Source organism: Pseudomonas deceptionensis (assembly GCF_900106095.1).
GTDB lineage: Bacteria > Pseudomonadota > Gammaproteobacteria > Pseudomonadales > Pseudomonadaceae > Aquipseudomonas > Aquipseudomonas deceptionensis.
This window is the reverse complement of record NZ_FNUD01000002.1, coordinates 4,748,950-4,771,769: the sequence shown is the minus strand read 5'-3', so window position 1 is coordinate 4,771,769 and position 22,820 is coordinate 4,748,950. Positions and strand designations below refer to the sequence as shown.

At 59.3% G+C, this 22,820-nt stretch carries 18 protein-coding genes; 3 read left to right on the top strand and 15 right to left on the bottom strand.

All coding sequences use genetic code 11. From position 1 onward, the window contains the following. Positions 1 to 103: 103 nt before the first annotated feature. The 8 genes from gcvP to arcD (BLW11_RS21975) form a co-directional block, all read right to left on the bottom strand. Complete coding sequence (gcvP, locus tag BLW11_RS22010) at positions 104 to 2,962, bottom strand: aminomethyl-transferring glycine dehydrogenase (protein ID WP_048359845.1); 2,859 nt, start codon at positions 2,960 to 2,962, stop codon at positions 104 to 106. A 10-nt stretch (positions 2,963 to 2,972) separates the two neighbouring features. Next, a complete protein-coding gene (gene gcvH / locus BLW11_RS22005; RefSeq protein ID WP_048359844.1) occupies positions 2,973 to 3,356 on the bottom strand; it encodes a glycine cleavage system protein GcvH in 384 nt (127 codons plus the stop codon). Between the two features lie 395 nt (positions 3,357 to 3,751). Further along, the gene (locus tag BLW11_RS22000) at positions 3,752 to 5,260 is read right to left on the bottom strand and encodes a sigma-54-dependent transcriptional regulator (RefSeq protein WP_048359843.1); all 1,509 of its coding nucleotides are present in this window, start codon (positions 5,258 to 5,260) and stop codon (positions 3,752 to 3,754) included. A 219-nt stretch (positions 5,261 to 5,479) separates the two neighbouring features. After that, positions 5,480 to 5,839: a DUF5064 family protein gene (locus BLW11_RS21995; RefSeq protein ID WP_048359842.1), complete on the bottom strand. Its 360-nt coding sequence runs from the start codon at positions 5,837 to 5,839 to the stop codon at positions 5,480 to 5,482. A 56-nt stretch (positions 5,840 to 5,895) separates the two neighbouring features. Continuing rightward, entirely contained in the window at positions 5,896 to 6,825 is a 930-nt protein-coding gene (gene arcC / locus BLW11_RS21990) for a carbamate kinase (RefSeq protein ID WP_048359841.1), read from the bottom strand. Between the two features lie 124 nt (positions 6,826 to 6,949). Then, positions 6,950 to 7,960 (bottom strand): ornithine carbamoyltransferase, encoded by a 1,011-nt coding sequence (locus BLW11_RS21985; protein WP_048359840.1) that lies wholly within the window; start codon positions 7,958 to 7,960, stop codon positions 6,950 to 6,952. A gap of 78 nt (positions 7,961 to 8,038) precedes the next feature. Beyond that, complete coding sequence (gene arcA / locus BLW11_RS21980) at positions 8,039 to 9,295, bottom strand: arginine deiminase (protein WP_048359839.1); 1,257 nt, start codon at positions 9,293 to 9,295, stop codon at positions 8,039 to 8,041. A gap of 33 nt (positions 9,296 to 9,328) precedes the next feature. After that, positions 9,329 to 10,756 (bottom strand): arginine-ornithine antiporter, encoded by a 1,428-nt coding sequence (gene arcD, locus BLW11_RS21975; RefSeq protein ID WP_048359838.1) that lies wholly within the window; start codon positions 10,754 to 10,756, stop codon positions 9,329 to 9,331. A gap of 452 nt (positions 10,757 to 11,208) precedes the next feature. On the opposite strand from arcD (BLW11_RS21975), the gene arcD (BLW11_RS21970) reads away from it, so the two are divergent. Next, positions 11,209 to 12,636 carry an arginine-ornithine antiporter gene (gene arcD, locus BLW11_RS21970; protein WP_048359837.1) on the top strand — a complete coding sequence of 476 codons (1,428 nt, stop codon included), beginning with the start codon at positions 11,209 to 11,211 and terminating at the stop codon, positions 12,634 to 12,636. A 90-nt stretch (positions 12,637 to 12,726) separates the two neighbouring features. Here arcD (BLW11_RS21970) and BLW11_RS21965 read toward each other — a convergent pair whose 3' ends face one another. The 7 genes from BLW11_RS21965 to gap form a co-directional block, all read right to left on the bottom strand. Continuing rightward, positions 12,727 to 13,140: a YbaN family protein gene (locus tag BLW11_RS21965; RefSeq protein WP_048359836.1), complete on the bottom strand. Its 414-nt coding sequence runs from the start codon at positions 13,138 to 13,140 to the stop codon at positions 12,727 to 12,729. Between the two features lie 55 nt (positions 13,141 to 13,195). Beyond that, positions 13,196 to 13,804 (bottom strand): biliverdin-producing heme oxygenase, encoded by a 609-nt coding sequence (locus tag BLW11_RS21960; RefSeq protein ID WP_048359835.1) that lies wholly within the window; start codon positions 13,802 to 13,804, stop codon positions 13,196 to 13,198. 112 nt (positions 13,805 to 13,916) lie between these two features. After that, entirely contained in the window at positions 13,917 to 16,514 is a 2,598-nt protein-coding gene (locus BLW11_RS21955) for a TonB-dependent receptor (RefSeq protein WP_048359834.1), read from the bottom strand. A 118-nt stretch (positions 16,515 to 16,632) separates the two neighbouring features. After that, on the bottom strand, positions 16,633 to 17,538 hold the full coding sequence (locus tag BLW11_RS21950) for a FecR family protein (protein WP_241486131.1): 906 nt from the start codon (positions 17,536 to 17,538) through the stop codon (positions 16,633 to 16,635). 99 nt (positions 17,539 to 17,637) lie between these two features. Continuing rightward, the gene (locus BLW11_RS21945) at positions 17,638 to 18,156 is read right to left on the bottom strand and encodes an RNA polymerase sigma factor (protein WP_048359832.1); all 519 of its coding nucleotides are present in this window, start codon (positions 18,154 to 18,156) and stop codon (positions 17,638 to 17,640) included. 165 nt (positions 18,157 to 18,321) lie between these two features. After that, positions 18,322 to 18,786 (bottom strand): methylglyoxal synthase, encoded by a 465-nt coding sequence (locus BLW11_RS21940; protein ID WP_048359831.1) that lies wholly within the window; start codon positions 18,784 to 18,786, stop codon positions 18,322 to 18,324. Between the two features lie 4 nt (positions 18,787 to 18,790). Continuing rightward, on the bottom strand, positions 18,791 to 19,792 hold the full coding sequence (gene gap, locus BLW11_RS21935; RefSeq protein WP_048359830.1) for a type I glyceraldehyde-3-phosphate dehydrogenase: 1,002 nt from the start codon (positions 19,790 to 19,792) through the stop codon (positions 18,791 to 18,793). A 209-nt stretch (positions 19,793 to 20,001) separates the two neighbouring features. On the opposite strand from gap, the gene edd reads away from it, so the two are divergent. Both edd and BLW11_RS21925 read left to right on the top strand, forming a co-directional pair. Beyond that, positions 20,002 to 21,828 carry a phosphogluconate dehydratase gene (gene edd, locus BLW11_RS21930; protein ID WP_048359829.1) on the top strand — a complete coding sequence of 609 codons (1,827 nt, stop codon included), beginning with the start codon at positions 20,002 to 20,004 and terminating at the stop codon, positions 21,826 to 21,828. After that, the gene (locus BLW11_RS21925; RefSeq protein WP_048359828.1) at positions 21,825 to 22,781 is read left to right on the top strand and encodes a glucokinase; all 957 of its coding nucleotides are present in this window, start codon (positions 21,825 to 21,827) and stop codon (positions 22,779 to 22,781) included. Before edd ends, BLW11_RS21925 begins: the two co-directional genes overlap by 4 nt. The last annotated feature ends 39 nt before the right edge of the window (positions 22,782 to 22,820 follow it).

Sequence of the window (22,820 nt, the reverse complement as noted above, 5' to 3'; positions counted from 1 at the left end):
TGCCGCAGGCTGCGATAAGGCCCGCAGGGCCTTTGCAGTCAAACCGAAAGCAGGGCCGCTACGCAGCCCATCGCAGCCTTCGGCAGCGGCTACAGGATGTGGGTTACGCCTCTTGGTAGCTTTCGATCGACGGGCAAGCGCAGATCAGGTTGCGGTCGCCAAATACGTTGTCGACCCGGCCTACCGGTGGCCAGTATTTGCCTTCGATCAAGGACGCAACCGGGTAAACCGCCTGTTCGCGGCTGTATGGGTGGGTCCATTCACCGATCATTTCTGCGGCTGTGTGCGGGGCGTTTTTCAGCGGGTTGTCTTCCTTGTCCAGCCCGCCGCTTTCAACTTCGCGGATCTCTTCGCGGATGCAGATCATGGCCTGGCAGAAGCGGTCCAGTTCTTCCTTGGATTCACTTTCGGTCGGCTCGATCATCAGCGTACCCGCCACCGGGAACGACATGGTCGGGGCGTGGAAGCCGAAGTCGATCAGGCGTTTGGCCACGTCATCGACGCTGATGCCGCTGCTTTCCTTGAGCGGGCGCAGGTCGAGGATGCATTCGTGTGCCACCAGACCGTTGCTGCCCGAGTACAGCACCGGGTAGTGCTCTTCGAGGCGGCGGGCGATGTAGTTGGCGTTCAGGATCGCCAGCTGCGAAGCACGCTTGAGGCCTTCGCCGCCCATCATGCGGATGTACATCCAGGTGATTGGCAAAATGCTCGCGCTGCCGAACGGCGCCGCGCATACCGCGCCTTCCTTGCGCTCCATGGCTGCGTGACCCGGCAGGAACGGCGTGAGGTGCGATTTGACGCCAATCGGGCCAACGCCCGGGCCACCACCGCCGTGGGGGATGCAGAAGGTTTTGTGCAGGTTGAGGTGGGACACGTCGCCGCCGAACTTGCCCGGCGCACACAGGCCTACCATCGCGTTCATGTTGGCACCGTCGATGTACACCTGGCCGCCGTTGTCATGAATGATGCCGCAGATTTCGCGGATGCCTTCTTCGAACACGCCGTGGGTCGACGGGTAGGTGATCATCAAGGCGGCGAGGTGGTCGCTGTGCTCGATGGCTTTGGCGCGCAGGTCTTCGATGTCGACGTTGCCGCGAGCATCGCATGCCGTCACCACCACGCGCATACCGGCCATGTTGGCGGTGGCAGGGTTGGTGCCGTGGGCCGAGGACGGGATCAGGCAGATGTCACGGCGCTCGTCGCCACGGCTGTGGTGATAGGCGCGAATCGCCAGCAAGCCCGCGTACTCACCTTGGGAGCCGGCGTTAGGTTGCAGCGAGATGGCGTCGTAGCCGGTAGCCGCGCACAGCATGGCTTCCAGTTCGGTGGTCAGTTGCTGGTAGCCCAGGCTTTGCTCGGCAGGTGCGAAGGGGTGCAGGTTGCCGAACTCGGCCCAGGTCACCGGGATCATTTCGCTGGCAGCGTTGAGCTTCATGGTGCACGAGCCCAGCGGGATCATAGTGCGGTCCAGCGCCAGGTCCTTGTCCGCCAAACGACGCAGGTAACGCATCAGTTCGGTTTCAGAGTGGTAACGGTTGAACACCGGGTGGCTGAGAATCGGCGACTGGCGCTGCAGTGCAGGCGGCAGGGTGCTGGTTACGGTGCTGGCCAGTGCTTCGAAGTCTGGCAGTGCCTGACCGTCAGCGGCGAGCAGTGCCCACAGGGCGATGACGTCGGACTGGCCGCTGGTTTCATCCAGCGACAGGCCCAGGCGCTGCCCGTCGATCACGCGCAGGTTGATCTGCCGGGCGTGGGCCTTGGTGTGCAGGGCTGCGGTGTTGTTGCCGGTGTTCAGGGTCAGTGTGTCGAAGAACTGTTCTTGCTCGACGGTCAGCCCCAGCGCGCTCAGGCCCTGGGCCAGAATCGCGGTCAGTTGATGAATGCGCTGAGCGATCTGGATCAGGCCTTTAGGGCCGTGGTACACGGCATACATGCTGGCGATGTTGGCCAGCAGGACCTGGGCGGTGCAGATGTTGCTCGTGGCCTTCTCGCGACGGATGTGTTGCTCGCGGGTTTGCATGGCCAGGCGCAGTGCAGGTTTGCCGTGACGGTCAACCGAGACACCGACCAGACGCCCCGGCATGTCGCGCTTGAACGTGTCGCGGGTGGCGAAGTAGGCCGCGTGCGGGCCACCAAAGCCCAGAGGCACGCCAAAACGCTGGGCGCTGCCAATGGCAACGTCTGCGCCGAACTCGCCCGGAGGCGTCAGCAGGGTCAGGGCCAGCAGGTCGGCGGCAACCGCTACCAGTGCGTTGGCGCTGTGAAAACGCTCAACCAGCTCGCGGTAATCAAACACGTCACCGTTGCTCGCCGGGTATTGCAGCAGGGCGCCGAAGAAGGGCGATACGTCTGTCAGCTCGCGTTCGTCTGCGACCACAACCTTGATGCCCAGTGGCTCGGCACGGGTGCGCAGCACGTCGAGGGTTTGCGGGTGGCAGTGGCTGGACGCAAAGAAACTGTGGCTGGATTTGTTCTTGCTCAGGCGTTTGCAGAAGGTCATGGCTTCGGCAGCGGCGGTGGCTTCATCGAGCAGCGATGCGTTGGAAATCGGCAGCCCGGTGAGGTCGCTGATCAGGGTCTGGAAGTTGAGCAGGGATTCCAGGCGGCCTTGGGAAATTTCAGGCTGGTAAGGGGTGTAGGCGGTGTACCAGGCCGGGTTTTCCAGCAGGTTGCGCAAGATCGGCGAAGGGGTGTGGCAGTTGTAATAGCCCTGGCCGATATAGGTTTTACACAGCTGGTTTTTAGCTGCGATGGCCTTGATCGAAGCCAGTGCGTCGGCTTCGCTTTGACCGTCCGGCAAGTCGAGCACGCTGGTGCCCTTGATGCTTTGCGGGATCACGCTGGCGCTGAGGCCTTCAAGGGAATCGAAACCGAGGGTGGCGAGCATCGCCTGCTCGTCGGCCTGGCGCGGGCCGATGTGGCGCGCGATGAACTCATTGGCAGTGCTGAGATTGATGGTCATGGCGGGCTTCTCAGTTATCGTCTTGGGCTTTGATCAAGCGGTCGTACGCGTCTTGATCGAGCAGTTGGGCCACAGCGTTGGCATCGGTGGGCTTGAAGCGGAAGAACCAGCCTTCACCCAGCGGGTCTTCGTTGACCAGTTCCGGGCTGCTGTCGAGCGCCGGGTTGACGGCGATCACTTCACCGTCCAGTGGCATGTAGACGCCGCTGGCAGCCTTGACCGACTCAACGGTGGCGGTTTCTGCGCCCTTGTCGTAGGCCTGCAGTTCAGGCAGCTGCACAAACACCACGTCACCCAGAGCGTTTTGCGCAAACGCGGTAATGCCTACGGTTACGCTGCCGTCGGCTTCGGTGCGCAGCCATTCGTGGTCTTCAGTAAAACGCAATTCGCTCATGGAAACTCCTCAGGGCCAGACATGTCTGGTGGTCACAGGTAAATGCTCGTGCAGATCGAGCTTATTGAGGAATTCATTGCAAAATGGTTGCCACTTTATAAATATCGTTATTTATCAATGACTTGTAAGTTATTTGGAGTTATCTGAAGAGAACCACTGTAGCGATATCGATACAGCAGCAAGACCCTAAAAAAATCCAAGGGGATCAAAGCCTTGCATGGCTGCGGTTTAGAGGGTGTGTATCGATATCGCTCCGCTGGATCGATATCAATACAGCCGATGGAAGGAGTCGTGGGAGCGAGCCTGCTCGCGATGCAGGCGACGCGTTCTTTCAGCGAAGCCGCGTCGATTCAATCGCGAGCAGGCTCGCTCCCACTGGCTGGGGTTGGGAATGCTCAGGCCTTGCCCGGGATCCCGTATTTGCGCAGCCGGTGTGCAATGGCGGTGTGGCTGGTTTGCAAGCGGTTGGCCAATTGGCGGGTCGAGGGGTAGCTGACGTACAGCTTTTCCAGCAGCGCTTTTTCGAAGGTTTCGACGGCGTGCTCCAGGGTTTCTACCTCACCGTCGCTTTGGCGTGCAACCGAGGTGCCGGCGATGTCCAGATCGCCAATGTCGACGAGGTTGCTTTCACAGATGGCCGCCGCGCGAAAGATCACGTTCTGCAACTGGCGCACATTGCCGGGCCAGCGATTGCCCAGCAGGGCGGGGTAGGTGCCGGGTGCCAGGCGGCACACGGGGCGCTGGATCTGGGTGCAGGCCTGCTGCATGAAGGTGCGCGCCAGCAGCAAGATATCCTGGCCGCGCTCGCGCAGGGGCGGCACGTCGATGTTGAGTACGTTCAGGCGGTAGAACAGGTCTTCGCGAAAGGTACCCTCGCTGACCATTTTTTCGAGGTTACGGTGGGTGGCGCTGAGGATTCGTACATTGACCTTGACCTCGCGCTCTCCGCCGACCCGGCGGAAACTGCCGTCGTTGAGAAAACGCAGCAATTTGGCTTGCAGGTATGGCGACATTTCAGCGATTTCGTCGAGGAATACCGTGCCGTGGTTGGCCAGTTCCATCAGCCCCGGCTTGCCGCCGCGCTGGGCACCGGTGAAGGCGCCGGGGGCATAGCCGAACAGTTCGCTTTCGGCCAGGTTTTCCGGGAGCGCGGCGCAGTTGAGCGCCAGAAACGGCGCGGCAAACCGATCACTGATGGCATGACAGGCACGGGCCACCAGCTCTTTGCCGGTGCCGGTTTCGCCCTGGATCAGCAAGGGCGCGTCCAGTGTTGCCACGCGTTGTGCCCGGGTTTTGAGCGTGCGAATGGCAGGCGAGTCGCCGAGCAGGGCGTCGAAGCCTTCGGCGTGATCGTGGTGCAGGGCCGCCAGGCGCTCGCCGATGCGGCTTGGTTGATACAGGGTGAGCAGGGCGCCGGCATCGGTGATCGGGGTGGCATCGAGCATCAGTGGGTGGCCGTTGAGCGTGACTTCGCGCAAGGGCAGGCGAAAGCCGTTTTCCAGCAGCACGTCCAGCAACCCGGGGTCGCAGAACAGCTCGCCGATGCTTTCGCCGGTCGGCTCGTGGCCGTAGAGCGCCACCAGTGCGGGGTTGGCCAGCAGTACATGGCCTTCGCTGTCCAGTGCCAGTACCGGGTCGGTCATGGCAGCGAGCAGTGCGTCGAGTTGTAAATGGCGGCGCTGGCCGGGAAGGATGTCGACCACTGTGACTGATTGCACGCCCTTGACGCTGAACAGGGCTTCTCGCAGTTCGTCGAGTACTTGCGGGCTCAGGGTCGGGGCATCGATGTAGACGTTGGGCGGGACCATCTCCACTGCATCCAGGTTGAGGTTACGCCCGCCGAGCAGGGCCAGGACTTCCTGGGTGATGCCGACACGGTCGATAAAACTGACATGGATACGCATGGGAACAAGGAACACTTCTGGCCAGCGGGGATGGCCAGTATGCCTTGGTGCAGAGCCAAGACCAAAGCCGAAAACCTGTAGCCGCTGAGGAGCGTAGCGAGGCTGCGAGCGGCTGCGTAGCAGTCGGGAAACCATACGGCCTGGTTTTTGCGAGGACTGCGTCCTCGATCGCAGCCTCGCTGCGCTCCTCAGCGGCTACAGGTTTTCAGTGAGTACGGGTTATTCCAGATGTTCAGGCTTGATCGGGTCGCCAGGCTTGTGGTTGAGCTGGGCCAGAACATCGGCAAACATCTTGTCGTAGTAACCGTGCATCGAACGGATGTCAGCGGTTTTGGGAATGCCGTGTTTTACGGCTATCCGGAAAGCGTCATGGGCAAAGTTGTAGGCCATGTCCTTGGGGAGCGTGAACGACTCTTTAAAGTCCTTCTTGTTGATCTGGCCGTGCATGTCGAACTGCATCGACTTGCCTTCCTTGGGATCCTGAACGACCTGGTAATCGATCTTGATGTCATATCCGAAGTCGCCCGGCTGCAGCGGTTCGCGATGGATATGCAGGTGACCGGGCTCGAACGAGGCCATAGGGGTACTCCTTGAGGCTATGGGAAAAGGGCAGACCCCTGGGCCTGCCCCGGAGGTCAGAAGTAGCTGATACCCGGTTTTTCGGTGCTGACGCGGGTACCGGCCTTACCTTGAACGATTGCTTCGATATCCGCCAGTGCGCCGATCACGGCGGTCTTGCCGGTCTTGCGGGCAAACTCGCAAGCCGCTTCGACTTTAGGGCCCATTGAGCCCGAAGCGAAACCGAGTTTTTCCAGCTCGTCAGGGTGGGCCTGGGCAATACCTTTCTGGGTTGGCTTGCCCCAGTCGATAAACGCGGCATTCACGTCTGTAGCAATGACCAGCAGATCACTGTTGAGCTGTTCGGCCAGCAGCGAGGAGCACAGGTCTTTGTCGATAACGGCCTCAATGCCTCTGAGCTTGCCGTCTTCGCCATACATGGTCGGGATGCCGCCACCGCCCGCGCAGATCACGATGGTGCCTTTTTCCAGCAGCCATTTGATCGGGCGTATTTCGAAAATGCGTTTGGGTTTCGGGCTGGCCACCACACGGCGGAACTTGTCGCCGTCCGGAGCAATGCTCCAGCCTTTTTCAGCGGCCAGGCTCTTGGCTTCGGTTTCGGTGTAGACCGGGCCAATCGGTTTGGTGGGGTTCTGAAATGCCGGATCTTTCGGGTCAACTTCAACCTGGGTCAGCAGGGTGGCGAAAGGCGCGTCTGGTGGCAGCAGGTTGCCGAGCTCTTGCTCGATCATGTAACCGATCATGCCCTCGGTTTCTGCGCCGAGTACGTCCAGCGGGTAAGGGCTGACAGCGGTGTACGCGGCCGCCTGCAGAGAAAGCAGGCCAACTTGCGGGCCGTTGCCGTGGGCCACGACCAGCTCGTTGCCGGTGGCGATCCGGGCAATTTGTTTGGCGGCGGTCTGGATGTTTTCGCGCTGGTTCTCTGCAGTCATGGGCTGACCGCGACGCAAGAGGGCGTTACCGCCCAGTGCTACGACGATACGCATAAAAAATATCCTTATTGAAGTGTGAGAGCGCCTTGTGTGGGAGCGTGCCTGCTCGCGAAGCTCGTTCGCGAGCAGGCTCGCTCCCACCGTAGTTATGCGTGCACATAACTACGGTGGGCCAGGCTTAGATATCAGCCAGTGCTGCTACCAGGATCGCCTTGATGGTGTGCATGCGGTTTTCGGCTTGCTCAAAGGCGATGTTGACGGGGGACTCAAACACTTCCTCGGTCACTTCAATGCCGTTTTTCAGGTTTGGATGGTGCTCTGCCACATCCTTGCCGACTTTGGTTTCACAGTTGTGGAACGCAGGCAGGCAGTGCATGAACTTCACGCGCGGGTTTTCTGCTGCTTTGATCATCTCGCTGTTGACCTGGTAAGGCAGCAGCAGTTTGATGCGATCGTTCCACGCCTCAACCGGCTCGCCCATCGATACCCAGACGTCGGTGTGGATAAAGTCCACGCCTTTGACGGCGGCTTTCGGGTCTTCAGTCAGGGTGATTTTGGCACCGCTTTCCTTGGCGAATTCCTGGCACTGCTTCACGAACGACTCTTCTGGCCACAGGCTTTTCGGTGCGGCGATACGCACGTCCATGCCCAGTTTTGCGCCGATCAGCAGCAGCGAGTTACCCATGTTGTTGCGGGCGTCGCCCAGGTACGCGTAGCTGATGTTGTGCAGCGGCTTGTCGCTGTGTTCGCGCATGGTCAGCACGTCGGCGATCATTTGCGTCGGGTGGAACTCAGCGGTCAGGCCGTTGAACACCGGTACGCCAGCGTACTTGGCCAGTTCTTCCACAATGGCTTGTTCAAAACCACGGTACTCGATGGCATCAAACATGCGGCCCAGAACCCGGGCGGTGTCTTTCATGCTTTCTTTGTGACCGATTTGCGAAGAAACCGGGTCGATGTAAGTCACGTGTGCGCCCTGGTCGTGGGCCGCTACTTCGAATGCGCAACGGGTGCGGGTCGAGGTTTTTTCGAAGATCAGCGCAATGTTTTTGCCTTTCAAGTGCGGCTCTTCAGTACCGGTGTACTTGGCGCGCTTGAGATCGCGGGACAGATCGAGCAGGAAGTGCAACTCACGTGGAGTGTGGTGCACTAGGCTCAGAAGGCTGCGGTTTTTCATGTTAAAAGCCATGGTGATCTCCTTGGTTTCGGGTTAACCGGCTTGCACTGGCCCCTTGTAGGGACCCGTGCAAGCAATCAAATGGGTTTATTAATAGTCGATTGGGTCACGGATGATCGGGCAGGTCATGCAGTGACCGCCGCCACGTCCGCGTCCCAGTTCGGAGGCGCTGATGGTGATGACTTCAACGCCTGCCTTGCGCAGCAGGGTGTTGGTGTAGGTGTTGCGGTCGTAACCGATGACTACGCCAGGTTCCAGCGCCACCACGTTGTTGCCGTCGTCCCACTGCTCGCGTTCTGCCGCGAAGGAGTTGCCGCCGGTTTCGACGACGCGCAGTTTTTTCAGGCCCAGGGCGTGTGCCACGACTTCGAGGAAGCTGCCTTCTTCGCGTCGTACGTCGATGCCGCCTTGTTTCTTGTCATCCGGGTAAAGGGAGAAGGCAACGATCTGCTTCACTACTTCAGGGAAGATGGTCACCAGGTCGCGGTCGCAGAAGCTGAACACGGTGTCCAGGTGCATCGCTGCGCGGGACTTGGGCATGCCGGCCACGATGACCCGTTCTACGGCTTTGTTCTTGAACAGGTTCAGCGCCAGTTGGCCGATGGCCTGACGCGAAGTACGCTCGCCCATACCGATCAGTACCACACCGTTGCCGACCGGCATTACGTCGCCGCCTTCAAGGCTGGCGTTGCCGTGGTCGACAGTCGGGTCGCCGTACCAGATCTGGAATTCGGCGTTGGTGAACTCGGGGTGGAATTTGTAGATCGCGGTGGTCAGCAGGGTTTCCTGACGACGCGCCGGCCAGTACATCGGGTTCAGCGTCACGCCACCGTAGATCCAGCACGTGGTGTCACGGGTGAACTGAGTGTTGGGCAGCGGTGGCAGGATAAAGCTGGTGTGGCCGAGAAAGTCACGGAACATCTGGATGGTCTTGCCGCCAAAACTGTCGGGCAGGTCGTCTGCCGACACGCCGCCAATCAGGTACTCGGCTGCCTGGCGAGGCTCAAGGCTCTTGATCCAGGATTTGACTTCATTGACCAGGCCCACACCCACCTGATTCGGCGTCACTTTGTGGTCCAGGATCCAGTCCAGGGCTTCTGGAATGGCAACGATATCGGTCAGCAGGTTGTGCATTTCCAGCACATCGATGCCGCGGTCGCGCATTTTGGTCACGAAGTCGAAGTGGTCACGCTTGGCCTGGTTGACCCACAGCACGTCATCGAACAGCAACTCATCGCAGTTGCTTGGGGTCAGGCGCTGGTGAGCCAGGCCTGGGGAACACACCATAACCTTATGCAGCTTACCGGCTTCGGAATGCACGCCGAATTTCACTTTTTCCGTGGTCATTACAGTCATCCTCCAAAGTACACAAACAGGTTGTTACAGGGTCAGGAAGCCGTCGTAGAGACCATAGGCAGCCACCAGGGCGCCGATCACGACTGCGGCAAAAATCACTTTCTCGATGTTGGTGAAAACGGGTTGGCCGCTTTCGCGCTTGGCCTTGGCGAACAGAATGGCGCCAGGTGCGTACAGCAGGGCCGAGAGCAGCAGGTACTTGAGGCCGCCGGCATAGATCAGCCAGATGGCATAGATCAACGCAACACCGCCGATGATCAGGTCTTTCTTGCGTTCTGCCAGGGCGTTCTCGTAAGTCTCGGAGCGCACCGCCAGCAGGAAGCCGTAGGCCGCCGACCAGAGGTAAGGCACCAGGATCATCGAGGTCGCCAGGTAAATCAGCGACAGATAAGTACTGGCCGAGAACAGGGTGATGATCAGGAACAGCTGCACCATGGCGTTGGTCAGCCACAGGGCATTGACCGGTACATGGTTGGCGTTTTCCTTTTTCAGGAAGGCCGGCATGGTGTGGTCTTTAGCGGCCGAGAACATGATTTCGGCACACAGCAGTACCCAGGACAGCAGGGCACCCAGCAGCGAGATGATCAAGCCAACGCTGATCAGTACCGCACCCCAGTGACCGACTACATGCTCAAGCACGGCCGCCATCGAAGGGTTCTGCAGTTTCGCCAGTTCAGGCTGAGTCATGATGCCCAGCGACAGCACGTTCACCAGCACCAGCAACAGCAGCACGGTGATAAAGCCGATCACGGTGGCCCGACCTACGTCGGAGCGTTTTTCGGCACGGGAGGAGAAGATGCTCGCGCCTTCGATACCGATGAACACCCAGACGGTGACCAGCATCATGTTGCGAACCTGATCCATCACGCTGCCCAGGTCCGGGTTTTTCAAGCCCCAGATATCACTGGTGAAGATGTCCAGTTTGAACGCGAAGATTGCAATCAGGATAAACAGGACCAGCGGCACGATCTTGGCAACGGTGGTTACCAGGTTGATGAACGCTGCTTCCTTGATCCCGCGCAGCACCAGGAAATGCACGGCCCAGAGCAGGATTGAGGCGCCGATGATGGCGGCAGGGGTGTTGCCTTCGCCGAAGATCGGGAAGAAATAACCCAGAGTACTGAACAGCAATACGAAGTAGCCGACGTTACCCAGCCAGGCACTGATCCAGTACCCCCAGGCAGACGAGAAACCCATGTAATCGCCGAACCCGGCCTTGGCGTAGGCGTAAACACCACCGTCCAGATCAGGTTTGCGGTTAGCGAGGGTCTGGAACACAAAAGCGAGGCTCAGCATACCGACTGCGGTAATTGCCCAACCGATCAGGATTGCACCCACATCGGCACTTGCGGCCATGTTTTGCGGCAGCGAAAAAATACCGCCGCCAATCATTGAGCCGACTACCAGAGCAACCAACGCACCCAGTCGAAGTTTTCCAGGAGTATCAGACATTTGTAGTGACTCCAATCTAGGAGAAGTGAGGCTTCAAAGTAAATCCATTGGTATTTCAGCCAGTTGACATAGATCAGGGCATTACTACATTCCATTGTATTTACAGCGGGGAAGGTCGCGATCACGTATTTTTTTGACGCCTCCTGAAAGCCTTACTCCAGAGATGTTTTCAGGGTTGAATACGTTATTAACCACGGTGTCGTGGAGATTGAACCTAGACAGTATTTTCAGATTTGCAAATGTCATCGTCATGTTTCATGAAACGGTCGATGAAATTAAATCGTCATCTACATATGAACTTATTTTTGGGTTTCAATAGAAATAATAGTTATGAAGAAAGGTAAGCTTATTGCGCGACCCTATTAAACGTATGGCCCCTGCATATATTTAGTCGGTGAGTGGCGCTAGCCTGTCGGTCATGGGTATTCAATTAACAGCTGCAAGAGGTGGCGATGTCGCAACAGACACAGAAGCTTCGGCTAAATGCCCTGATCGCGTTGGTGGTGGGCTCAATGATTGGCGGCGGTATTTTTTCGCTGCCGCAAAATATCGCCGAGCATGCCGCGGGCGGCGCCGTGCTGATCGGTTGGGCAGTTACGGCGGTGGGGATGCTGGCGCTGGCTTTTGTGTTCCAGACCCTGGCCAATCGAAAGCCTGAACTCGATTCCGGAGTGTATGCCTACGCCAAGGCGGGGTTCGGCGACTACATGGGTTTCTCGTCTGCCTGGGGGTACTGGATCAGCGCCTGGATGGGGAACGTCGGCTACTTCGTGTTGCTGTTCAGCACCCTGGGGTATTTTTTTCCGGTGTTTGGTCAGGGCAACACGCCGATGGCCATCGGTTGTGCGTCGCTGTTGCTGTGGGGGGTGCACTTTCTTGTGCTGCGCGGGATTAAAGAAGCCGCGTTCATCAACCAGCTGACCACGATCGCCAAAATCGTGCCGATTGTCATGTTTATCGTGCTGGCAGCCGTGGCGTTCAAGGCGGATATTTTCACCCGTGATTTCTGGGGCACAGAAACGCCGAGCCTGGGCAGTGTGATGGACCAGGTGCGCAACATGATGCTGGTCACGGTGTTTGTGTTTATCGGCATCGAGGGTGCGAGTGTCTACTCGGGCCGCGCGGAAAAACGCTCGGATGTGGGCAAGGCCACGGTCATCGGTTTTCTCGGGGTGCTGGCCTTGCTGGTGCTGGTGAACGTGCTGTCGCTGGGGATCATGAGCCAGCCGGAACTGGCGAAGCTGCAAAACCCGTCGATGGCCGGTGTGCTCAAGCATGTGGTGGGGGAGTGGGGCGCGATTCTGATCAGTATCGGGCTGGCGATTTCGCTGCTGGGGGCGTTGTTGTCGTGGGCGCTGCTGTGCGCCGAGATCCTGTATGCCACGGCCCGGGACAACACCATGCCGGCGTTCCTGAAAAAGGAAAATGCCAACCATGTACCGGTCAATGCCCTGTGGCTGACCAACACGATGATTCAGATTTTTCTGATCATCACCCTGGTGTCGTCCGGCACCTATACCAGCCTGATTTACCTTGCCTCGTCGATGATCCTGGTGCCTTACCTGTGGTCGGCAGCCTATGCGGTGTTGCTGTGCGTGAGAGGGGAGACCTACACGCAGGCGAGTCGTCGGCGAATCAAGGATCTGGTGGTCGGTGCCGTTGCGCTGATCTACGCCATCTGGCTGCTGTATGCGGCAGGGCCCAAGTACTTGTTACTGTCGGCATTGCTGTATGCGCCCGGGGTGTTTTTATTTGCCAAGGCCAAGCGCGAGCAGGGGCAAGTGCTGTTCAAACCGTGGGAAAAGGTGATTTTTGCGGCGGTGCTGATGGCGGCACTGGGGGCTGCGTATGCGCTGTATAGCGGTTTCATAACGTTGTAGCCGCTGCCGAAGGCTGCGATCGAGCGCGCAGCGGTCGCGCTTTGTCTCAAACGAAGGTCCTGCGGCCCTTATCGCAGCCTGCGACAGCGGCTACAGGTGTTTCGCAACGGCGACTGGCAAGCGCTCCGGCCTCGACCAGATCCACAGGTTGCCCATGCTCATGCCGGCAATGGCGAGGAAGACCGGCCATTGGTGCTCCAGTACATACAGCATCAACCCTGCGCACAGCAGCATGCTGATGGTGGCGCTGACCTTGGCCTTGCGCTGGATGATCTTGCCGTTGCGCCAGTTAGTCAGGATCGGGCCAAACAAACGGTGATTTTCGAGCCAGGCACTCAGGCGCGGGGAGCTTTTGGTCGCGGCCCAAGCGGCGAGCAAAATGAATTCGGTAGTCGGCAGGCCGGGGATCACGATGGCGATCAGGCCAATGCCAAGGCTCACGTAGGCCAGCAGGCCGAACAGGATGCGAGCGATTTTCGACGAAGATCGGGTTTGGCGGGTCATAAGCTCTAGACGCATAAAGGACGCCCGGCCAGCGAGTACTGGCCGGGCAACAAGCTTAAGCCAGTTCTGGCTGTTTCACGTAGGTCTGTTCCAGCAGGTAAGTAAAGCGGCTGAAAGCATCGTTAGCGGCTTGCTCCAGTTCTGCATCTTCTTCGGGAGTGAGCTCGACGCTGTCGAGCATCTCGATAAAGCTCTTCCAGTTACGGCCACGGCCTTCGGCAGGTTCACCCATGTGACGGGCACCGTGGGTCTCGCTCAGGCCCAGCAAACGGGCTTGCTTGATCAGTACCCCTGCGCCCAGTTTCGAGCCTTCGGACACAAACACCCAACCCAGCGCCTGGGCTTTGCTCGGGGCTTGTACCGCGCCGGCTACCGGTGCTGGCAGTGCTACGCCCAGGTCGATCAGGTCAGCCTTGATCTGCTCTGCGCGGCAGCGCTCAGGCAGGTTGGGGATGTGCCGGGTCAGGCGCGGGTCAGTGTGCAGCGCTGCCAGCTCAGTCAGGAACAGGTACTGAGCGGTTGCGAAATGGGTGTAGTTGTCGAGGCTGCCAAAGGGGTCGCGGCCCATGACTTTTTCGCCAAGGGTGTCGTGAGTCTGGCGGGTGGCCAAGGTCAGACGCTTGGAACGCTCGGAGGGGCGCGGTGCGGAATCTGGAGTGGTCATGCAAATGTCCTTGAGAATGAGATGCGCTTTGTAACTAGACGATCAGGAAGACGGATCACAGTAAAAAATCCTCACTGCGCAGCTTGAAAGGACTGCGCAGTGGGCCTTTTGATCAGATATCCCAGACCAGATTGATCGCGAAGTTGCGGCCTGGCGCGGTCAGGCGATCCATGTTGGCCGGGTTGATAACACCGGCTTCACCTACGCTGTCGTAGCCGCGTACGTCATCCCAGTTCCAGTATTTCTTGTCGGTCAGGTTGTACAGGCCGGCGTTGACGGTGACGTCCTTGGTGACTTTATAAAAGCCGCTGAGGTCGACTACGCCGTAGCCCGGCGACTTGAATTGAGTGCTGGTGCCGTCCGGGGAGAAGAACGAGCTGTCGTCCACCTGATCTTTGCGCTTGACCAGCGTCCAGCTCACCAGAGCACCGTAGTTTTGCTGCTCGTAGCCCAGGCCCATGACGGCGGTCAGCGGGTTGACGCTGTTGATTGGCTGGCCAGTGTCGTCGTTGCGACCGTGGGCATAGGCCACCGAACCACGTGTGTAGAGGCCCTGTGGAGCGCCGAAAGCATCGAGGTTCAAGCGACCCTTGACCTCGGCCCCCTTGATGGTGGCGTGCTTGATATTGTTGGCCTGGAACTTGAGATCGTTGTAGCCGGGTGTGATGGCGTCTTCGTTGATGAAGTCGCGGTATTTGTTATAAAAAACGGCGACGTCAAATGAACCGGCCTCAAAGTTGCCGCGCAAGCCTGTCTCGTAGCTTTTGCTTTTTTCCGGCTCCAGATTCGGGTTCGGCTCTACCGTGTAGCCCGCCTGAAGGTTTTCAAAGCGGCCATACAGCGATTTGGCGGTCGGTGTACGGAAGCCTTCCGCGTACTGGCCGTACCAGGTGTAGTTGTCGTTGAACGCATAGGTCACGCCCAGCTTGGGCGACAGGCGGTGCCAGACCTTTTCCTTGTCACTGACCGGGTCCGCGTTCGTCGGGTTGACGGTGTTCAGGAACTCTTGAGTCAGGTGCGGCGTGAGCTTGGTGTAGTCGTAGCGCAGGCCGGGCATGAAGGTCCAGTCGTTCCAGCTGATTTGATCCTGGGCGAACAGGCTGTAGGTGTTGATGGTCGGATCGGGGAAGTCGCTGGACTTGACCAGATAGTCTTTCGTGCTGTCGGCACCGACGGCCGGGCAATTTAAGCCCACAGCCAGGCAAATGCCCGAGCCGCTGCGCGAACCGGTGACTTTTTGGTGCTTGACGGTGGCGCCGTAGGTCAGCAAGTGATCGGTGTCTGCAATATTGAAGGCTTTGTCCGCCTGGGCGTCCAGTACCCACATTTTTTCTTCGTACAGGGTGTTGCGCGTACGCATCACATTACGGATGAACGGGAAGTAGTTTTCCAGGGTGTTCTGGTCGGTCTTGGCGACCTGATAGTTGAGGCTCCACTTGAAGTGGTCAGCCACTGCGCTGTCCAGAACCATGGTGTTTTCAAGGCCGAAACGCTCGCGGCTGATGGTGTCCTTGCCGCTGCGGGAACGGTACATGCCCATCGGCTGGCCCTTGTCGAACGGGCCACCGACAGCGCTTTTTTCATTGATGTCGAGGCGATCCTTGTATTTCTCGTAGGTGAGGGCCAGACGGTCGTCGTCGTTGTAGTTCCAGCCTGCCTTGGCCAGTACGTTGGTAGTTTTTGCGTCTTCAGGGTTGGCCGCTGTACGGGACAGGCCGGTGCCGCCGTGATCCCCATAGGATTCGGTTTCGTGCCCGTCGCGCTGGCTCAGGTGCAGCAAACCGTCGAATTCGCCGGAGCGTCCGGCCACGGTGCCGGATTTGAGCCAGCTGCGATCGGCCGAGCTGTAGCCAGCCTTGAGGCGGGCACCGACATCCTGGCCCGGCTTGATGATGTCATCCGGGTCCAGGGTGAAGTAGCTGACGGCGCCGCCGATGGCGTTGCTGCCGTACAGCACCGACGCCGGGCCACGCAGAATCTCGACGCGCTTGATGATTTCCGGGTCGACGTAGTTGCGCTGGGTCTTGGCGTAAGGGCCGTTGAAGAACGAGTTGGGGATTTCAACGCCGTCGACCTGAGTCAGGATCCGGTCGCCGTCGATGCCGCGGATGTTGTAGTTGCTGATGCCGCCACGCTGGCCGGCGCCGCCTACCGAGACACCCGGCTCATAGCGCACCAGGTCCTTGATGGTATTGACGTTATCGCGGTCCATATCCTGGCGGTCATGGACGGTGACGGTGCTGGGCACCGAGTTCACATCCTGTTCCTGGCGGGTGGCGCTGATGGTCACTTGTTGCAGGGCCAGGGTACCGCTGGTGCCACTGCGTTTTTCCAGCACGATATTGTTAGTGCCCAGTTTGCGGTAGCTCAGGTTGGTGCCGATCAGCAAACGGTCCAGGGCTTTTTCCGGGGAGAGCGAACCGCGTACACCGGGGGAGGCAACATCCTGAGCCAGCTCGGCCGGCATGCCGATCTGCCAGCCGGTCACGGCGCTAAAGTCGTTCAGGGCAGACGCCAACGGTTGCTGGGAAATCGCAAACTTGTAATTGCCCACGGAGCGGGTGGCCGGTTGCCCATCGGTCGCGGCCATGACGGGAGTCGCCTGTACACCGGCCAGGAGCATGGCCGCGGTCAACAGCGACAACGTGCACTGTTGCAAACCGCCCGTGCGGACGTTGGATGAGGACCGGCTGTTGAAACGAGTGGGCATTGATAGCGCTCCGTGGTGAACGAATCTTATAGTTGCGAAGCTGATTCAAAATGCGAATCAGTTGCATTGACTACAACGAGACGAACGACCTGAGGCTATCGAGTAAAAAAAGTTACAACTAATTGAGAATGACCAACGCGGGGAATTCCGAGATGTTGCTCGAGGTGATGTGTGCGAGTGAGCGCAGGATGTCCAGCGGTTGATCGAGCCGGTAATTTCCGGTCACTGCAATGTTGGCCAGTTCGTCGTTGTTGCTGACGATCCATCCGGGGTAATAGCGTCGCACTTCATCCAGGACTTTGCCCATGGGGCAGTTCTCAAACACCAGGCGCCCTTGAACCCAGGCCAGGTCGGTCTGGGGGTTGAGCCTGACGGTCTTGCTGAAGCCGTTGGGGCCAATGCTGACGCTGCTGCCGGCCGACAGGCGCATTTGCGTACCGGCACTGCTCACCCGCAAGTCCACATCGCCGCGCTGCACCCGTACCTGGGCTTCGCCATTGAGGTAACTCACGGCGAAGTCGGTGTCGCGCACACTTACGCGCACGGGCCCGGCATCGAGCACCAGCGGGAATTCCAGATTGGCCGGGACCTCAAAATACGCTTCACCCTGGTACAGGCGAGCGCTGCTCTGGGCGTCGACCACTTTGCTGGAGAACGCCGAATTGGTGTTGAGCAGCACTTTGGAGCCGTCTTCGAGCTGCAGGTGCTGGCGCTCGCCGACCACGGTCAGGTGATCGGCTTGCAGGCGTAACGGCACGTTGCTGTAGCTGCCAACACTGATAATCACCACTGCTGCGGTTGCCAGATGTTTCCAGTGGCGGCCGATGCGCCGCAACAGACCGGGCGTGCGGCGGGTCTGCAGGGTTTGGGCGGCGGCCAGTACCGGTTCGCCGTTCCAGACCGCGTTGGCCCTGGCAAAGGCGTGGGCGTGTGCAGGGTCGGCATTGAGCCAGTCATTGAAGTCGGACTTTTGCTCTTCGTTCGCGCACTCAAGGGTAATCAGCCAGTCCAGTGCCTGATCCATGGCGCTGTCTTGCAGCACGTCTTGAGCAGAGTTGTGAGTGTCCGGCACGGGTGATCCTTGGCAGTCTCAGGGCATTTTTGCAGGCGTCGACGGTGAAGGTTAAGGCCGATTCAGCCTGTCGGCTACCCCGATGCAAATTGCCATGATCAATTTGAGTTCCTTTTGAACCGTGCTCAATGAGACGTCCAGCTCTTGGGCGATCTCTTGATAACTGCAGCCGTGCAGGCGGCTGAGGATGAAAATCCGCTGCTGACGTGCGCTTAACTGGCTCAGGCTCACACTCAAACGCTCCAGTAATTGCGCGGCTTGATGGGCTTCTTCGGGGGTACTGAGTGTGGAGGCGACACCTTCGATGACTTCCAGCGGCACATCTTCGACCACGGTGCGTGACTGGATGCGCCGGGAACGCAGGTGGTCAAGCGCCAGGTTGCGTGCGGTCTGGAAGACAAAGGGTTCGAGGTGTTCGACGGAACGCTCGCTCAAGGCGCGCGTCACGCGCAGGTAGGTCTCTTGCAGCAGGTCTTCAGCGGTGCTGTGGTTATTGACCATCCGCTCCAGGGTGCGCAGCAAGGTGACACGCTGGGTAAGGAAGACTTGATTGAAGTGGGACTGACTCACAGTGCTACCCGACCGATTTTGAGCGAATGATAATGCTTATCATCTGTGCTGTTGGTCAAGCGCTGTTTTGAAATGGCGTGAAATCGTTCTGGTAGGAGCGAGCCTGCTCGCGAAGGTTGTAGACGATAGCGCGTTTTCGCGAGCAGGCTTGCTCCCACCAAAAACCTAAACTCGGCCCTTCAAATACGCACTGTAATCCGGGATGCGGTGTTCATGGGGCTGGCTCATCAGCGGGCTGGTGAGCATGTAGTCGGCGCTGCACTCATTGCACGCCACCGGAATGTTCCATACCGCGGCGACCCGCAGCAGGGCCTTGATGTCCGGGTCGTGGGGCTGGGGCTCGAACGGGTCCCAGAAGAACACCAGCATGTCGACCCGTTGCTCGGCAATCCGTGCGCCCACCTGCTGATCGCCGCCCAGAGGGCCGCTGATCATGCTTTCGATCGGCAGGCCCAGGCGTTTGCTCAGCATCAGGCCGGTGGTACCGGTAGCGCACAGGTCGTGCTGGCTGAGTTGCGCTTTGTGGCGCTCGGCCCAGTCCAGCAAGAAACCCTTGCAGTGATCATGGGCCACCAGGGCGATGCGCTTGCGCGCCGCCAGGGTGGCCGTGGTGAAGCTGATACCGATCATCGCGTCACTCCGCGTTGCACAGCGCCAGGCAGTTATCGAGCATACGGTTGGAGAAGCCCCACTCATTGTCGTACCACGCCAGCACCTTCAACAGCTTGCCGCTGACTTTGGTGTGGTTGGCGTCGAAGATCGACGAAAGCGGGTTGTGGTTGAAGTCGCTCGATACCAGCGGCAGGGTGTTGTAACCCAGTACCTTGGAATGCTGGCTGGCTTCCTTGAACAACGCGTTGACTTCAGCCGCGGTGGTTTCGCGCTTGAGTTCGATGGTCAGGTCAACCAGCGACACGTTGATCACCGGAACCCGCACGGCCATGCCGGTCAGTTTGCCAGCCAGCTCTGGCAATACCAGACCTACCGCTTCGGCCGCGCCGGTTTTGCTCGGGATCATGTTCTGGGTGGCCGAACGCGCACGGTACGGGTCCGAGTGATAGACGTCGGTCAGGTTCTGGTCATTGGTGTAGGCGTGGATGGTGGTCATCAGGCCGTTTGCAATGCCGAATTCGCGGTGCAGGATCTGCGCCACCGGTGCCAGGCAGTTGGTGGTGCAGGAGGCATTGGAAATAATCTGGTGCGATTGGCGCAGAATGTCGTGGTTAACGCCATAGACCACAGTAGCATCGGCATTTTTACCCGGTGCAGAGATAATGACCTTGCGGGCGCCGGCGATAATATGCGCTTCAGCTTTGCTGCGGTCAGTGAACAAACCTGTGCATTCAAACACCACGTCGACTTTCAGTGCCGCCCACGGCAGTTCAGCCGGGTTGCGAATGGCCGTGACGCTGATGCGGTCGCCATTGACGGTCAGGCTCTCCTGATCATGCTCGACATTGGCGTCGAACGTGCCATGGACCGTGTCGTACTTGAGCAGGTGAGCATTGATCGAACTGTCACCCAGATCGTTGATGGCGACGATCTGCAGGTCCTGACGGTAGCCTTGGGTATACAGTGCGCGCAGGACGTTACGGCCGATCCGGCCAAAACCATTGATTGCGATTCGTAGAGTCATGGAAAGCGCCTGCCATCGATTTGTTGTTGGAATTACAAGATTATTCGCATAAAAATAGAAAACAAGCCATTTAAGTGGCAATATTTTGTTTTATCTACAACGAGTGACCTGAATCAACGGGTCCGAATGATTGAAGTCGCCCCTCTAAGCCCTTCGATCAGCATAGGACACGCACAGGTCGCCACATCCGTTAGCCTGGAGTTCAACACATGCATCCCCGCGTTCTTGAAGTCACCGAGCGTCTTATTGCCCGCAGTCGAGCAACCCGTGAGGCGTATCTGACGCTTATTCGCGGCGCCGCCAGTGACGGCCCGCAACGTGGCAAGCTGCAATGTGCCAACTTCGCCCACGGCGTGGCAGGGTGCGGTACTGAAGATAAAAACAGCCTGCGGATGATGAACGCCGCCAACGTCGCAATTGTTTCGTCATATAACGACATGCTGTCGGCGCATCAGCCGTACGAACACTTCCCTGAACAAATCAAGAAAGCGCTGCGTGAAATCGGCTCGGTGGGCCAGTTCGCGGGCGGCACCCCGGCCATGTGTGATGGCGTCACCCAGGGTGAGCCGGGCATGGAGCTCAGCCTGCTCAGCCGCGAAGTGATTGCCCTGTCCACGGCCGTGTCGCTGTCACACAACATGTTTGATGCGGCGATGATGCTGGGCATTTGCGACAAGATCGTGCCGGGCCTGTTGATGGGCGCGCTGCGCTTCGGTCACCTGCCGACCATCTTTGTACCGGGCGGGCCGATGCCGTCGGGGATTTCCAACAAGGAAAAGGCCGACGTGCGCCAGCGTTACGCTGAAGGCAAGGCCAGCCGCGAAGAGCTGCTGGAGTCGGAGATGAAGTCTTACCACAGCCCGGGTACCTGTACGTTTTACGGCACCGCCAACACCAACCAGTTGTTGATGGAAGTGATGGGCCTGCACTTGCCGGGCGCCTCTTTCGTTAACCCCTACACGCCATTGCGTGATGCGCTGACCCGTGAAGCCGCGCACCAGATCACCCGTCTGACCAAGCAAAATGGCGACTTCATGCCATTGGGCGAGATCGTCGATGAGCGTTCCCTGGTCAACTCCATTGTTGCTCTTCACGCCACCGGCGGTTCGACCAACCACACCTTGCACATGCCGGCGATTGCCATGGCCGCGGGGATTCAGCTGACCTGGCAAGACATGGCCGACCTGTCCGAGGTGGTGCCGACCCTGTCCCATGTGTATCCAAACGGCAAAGCCGATATCAACCACTTCCAGGCTGCGGGCGGTATGGCGTTCCTGATCCGTGAGCTGCTTGAAGCCGGGCTGCTGCATGAAAACGTCAACACCGTGGCGGGCTTCGGTCTGAGCCGTTACACCCGCGAGCCCTTCCTGGTGGATGGCGAGCTGGTATGGCGCGAAGGCCCGATTGAAAGCCTTGATGAGACGATCTTGCGCCCGGTGTCCCGTGCATTCTCTGCCGAGGGCGGGTTGCGGGTGATGGAGGGCAACCTGGGGCGCGGTGTGATGAAGGTCTCGGCGGTAGCGCCCGAGCACCAGATCGTCGAAGCCCCTGCACGGGTTTTCCAGGATCAGCAGCAACTGGCCGATGCCTTCAAGGCCGGTGAGCTGGAGCACGACTTTGTCGCCGTGATGCGCTTTCAGGGCCCGCGTTCCAACGGCATGCCCGAGTTGCACAAGATGACGCCGTTCCTTGGCGTGTTGCAGGATCGGGGTTTCAAAGTGGCGCTGATCACTGACGGGCGGATGTCGGGCGCATCGGGCAAGATCCCGGCAGCGATCCATGTCAGCCCCGAGGCTTCGCTTGGCGGCGCTCTGGCACGGGTTCAGGACGGCGACATCATTCGCGTGGACGGCGTAAAAGGCACATTGCAACTACTGGTGGATGAGGCAGAATTTGCAGCGCGCACCCCGGCAGTCGGCACGCTGGATAATGCCGTTGGTACCGGGCGTGAGTTGTTTGCGTTTATGCGTCATGCCTTCAGTTCGGCTGAGCAGGGCGCGAGCACCTTTACCTCGTCTCTGGAAAACTTGAAATGAAGCTCGCACTGGTCGGTGACATTGGCGGTACCAACGCACGGTTTGCGTTGTGGGAAAACGACCAGCTGCATTCGGTCCGCGTGCTGGCCACGGCGGACTTCGCCTGCCCGCAAGACGCCATCAGGTTGTATTTGAGTGAGCTGGATCTGGCCCTGGGGTCTGTTGGTTCGGTGTGTTTGTCGGTGGCCGGCCCTGTGAGTGGCGATGAGTTCCGCTTTACCAACAACCACTGGCGCTTGAGCCGCTCGCAGTTCTGCCATGCACTGCAGATCGACAATTTGCTGCTGATCAATGACTTCAGCGCAATGGCATTGGGCATGACCCGCCTGCAACCCGAAGACGTGCGCCAGGTGTGCCCGGGCATCGCCGATCCGGCGCGGCCGGCGGTGGTCATCGGGCCGGGCACCGGGCTTGGGGTGGGCACCTTGCTCAACCTGGGCGAGGCGCAGTGGATGGCCTTGCCGGGGGAGGGCGGCCATGTCGACCTGCCCATGAGCAATCCGCGTGAAGTGCAGTTGTGGCAGCACATCTACAACGAAATTGGGCATGTGAGCGCTGAAACCATTTTGAGTGGCAGCGGCTTGCCGCGGGTCTATCGGGCGATCTGTGCCGTGGACGGCCACACCCCGGTGCTGGACAGCGACCGGGCCATCACGGCGGCGGCCCTGGCCGGCGACCCGATTGCCCTGCAAGTGCTGGAGCATTTCAGTTGCTGGCTGGGGCGTGTGGCCGGCAACAACGTGCTGACTATCGGCGGGCGTGGCGGGGTATATATCGTGGGGGGCGTGATTCCGCGCTTTGCCGATATCTTTCTGGCCAGCGGTTTTGCCCGCAGTTTCGCCGACAAAGGCTGCATGAGCGACTACCTCAAGGGTATCCCTGTGTGGCTGGTGACGGCGCCGTATCCAGGTTTGATCGGTGCGGGGGTGGCGTTGCAACAGGCGTTTGGCTGAACGACGCCAGCTCCCTCGGGGGGTGGCTTGGCACAGAAC

What these genes read in the sequence shown, in the direction of transcription:
- gcvP (WP_048359845.1), bottom strand. Translation starts at nt 2,962, where the DNA reads ATGACCATCAATCTCAGCACTGCCAATGAGTTCATCGCGCGCCACATC.
- gcvH (WP_048359844.1), bottom strand. Translation starts at nt 3,356, where the DNA reads ATGAGCGAATTGCGTTTTACTGAAGACCACGAATGGCTGCGCACCGAA.
- BLW11_RS22000 (WP_048359843.1), bottom strand. Translation starts at nt 5,260, where the DNA reads ATGCGTATCCATGTCAGTTTTATCGACCGTGTCGGCATCACCCAGGAA.
- BLW11_RS21995 (WP_048359842.1), bottom strand. Translation starts at nt 5,839, where the DNA reads ATGGCCTCGTTCGAGCCCGGTCACCTGCATATCCATCGCGAACCGCTG.
- arcC (WP_048359841.1), bottom strand. Translation starts at nt 6,825, where the DNA reads ATGCGTATCGTCGTAGCACTGGGCGGTAACGCCCTCTTGCGTCGCGGT.
- BLW11_RS21985 (WP_048359840.1), bottom strand. Translation starts at nt 7,960, where the DNA reads ATGGCTTTTAACATGAAAAACCGCAGCCTTCTGAGCCTAGTGCACCAC.
- arcA (WP_048359839.1), bottom strand. Translation starts at nt 9,295, where the DNA reads ATGACCACGGAAAAAGTGAAATTCGGCGTGCATTCCGAAGCCGGTAAG.
- arcD (WP_048359838.1), bottom strand. Translation starts at nt 10,756, where the DNA reads ATGTCTGATACTCCTGGAAAACTTCGACTGGGTGCGTTGGTTGCTCTG.
- arcD (WP_048359837.1), top strand. Translation starts at nt 11,209, where the DNA reads ATGTCGCAACAGACACAGAAGCTTCGGCTAAATGCCCTGATCGCGTTG.
- BLW11_RS21965 (WP_048359836.1), bottom strand. Translation starts at nt 13,140, where the DNA reads ATGACCCGCCAAACCCGATCTTCGTCGAAAATCGCTCGCATCCTGTTC.
- BLW11_RS21960 (WP_048359835.1), bottom strand. Translation starts at nt 13,804, where the DNA reads ATGACCACTCCAGATTCCGCACCGCGCCCCTCCGAGCGTTCCAAGCGT.
- BLW11_RS21955 (WP_048359834.1), bottom strand. Translation starts at nt 16,514, where the DNA reads ATGCCCACTCGTTTCAACAGCCGGTCCTCATCCAACGTCCGCACGGGC.
- BLW11_RS21950 (WP_241486131.1), bottom strand. Translation starts at nt 17,538, where the DNA reads ATGGATCAGGCACTGGACTGGCTGATTACCCTTGAGTGCGCGAACGAA.
- BLW11_RS21940 (WP_048359831.1), bottom strand. Translation starts at nt 18,786, where the DNA reads ATGATCGGTATCAGCTTCACCACGGCCACCCTGGCGGCGCGCAAGCGC.
- gap (WP_048359830.1), bottom strand. Translation starts at nt 19,792, where the DNA reads ATGACTCTACGAATCGCAATCAATGGTTTTGGCCGGATCGGCCGTAAC.
- edd (WP_048359829.1), top strand. Translation starts at nt 20,002, where the DNA reads ATGCATCCCCGCGTTCTTGAAGTCACCGAGCGTCTTATTGCCCGCAGT.
- BLW11_RS21925 (WP_048359828.1), top strand. Translation starts at nt 21,825, where the DNA reads ATGAAGCTCGCACTGGTCGGTGACATTGGCGGTACCAACGCACGGTTT.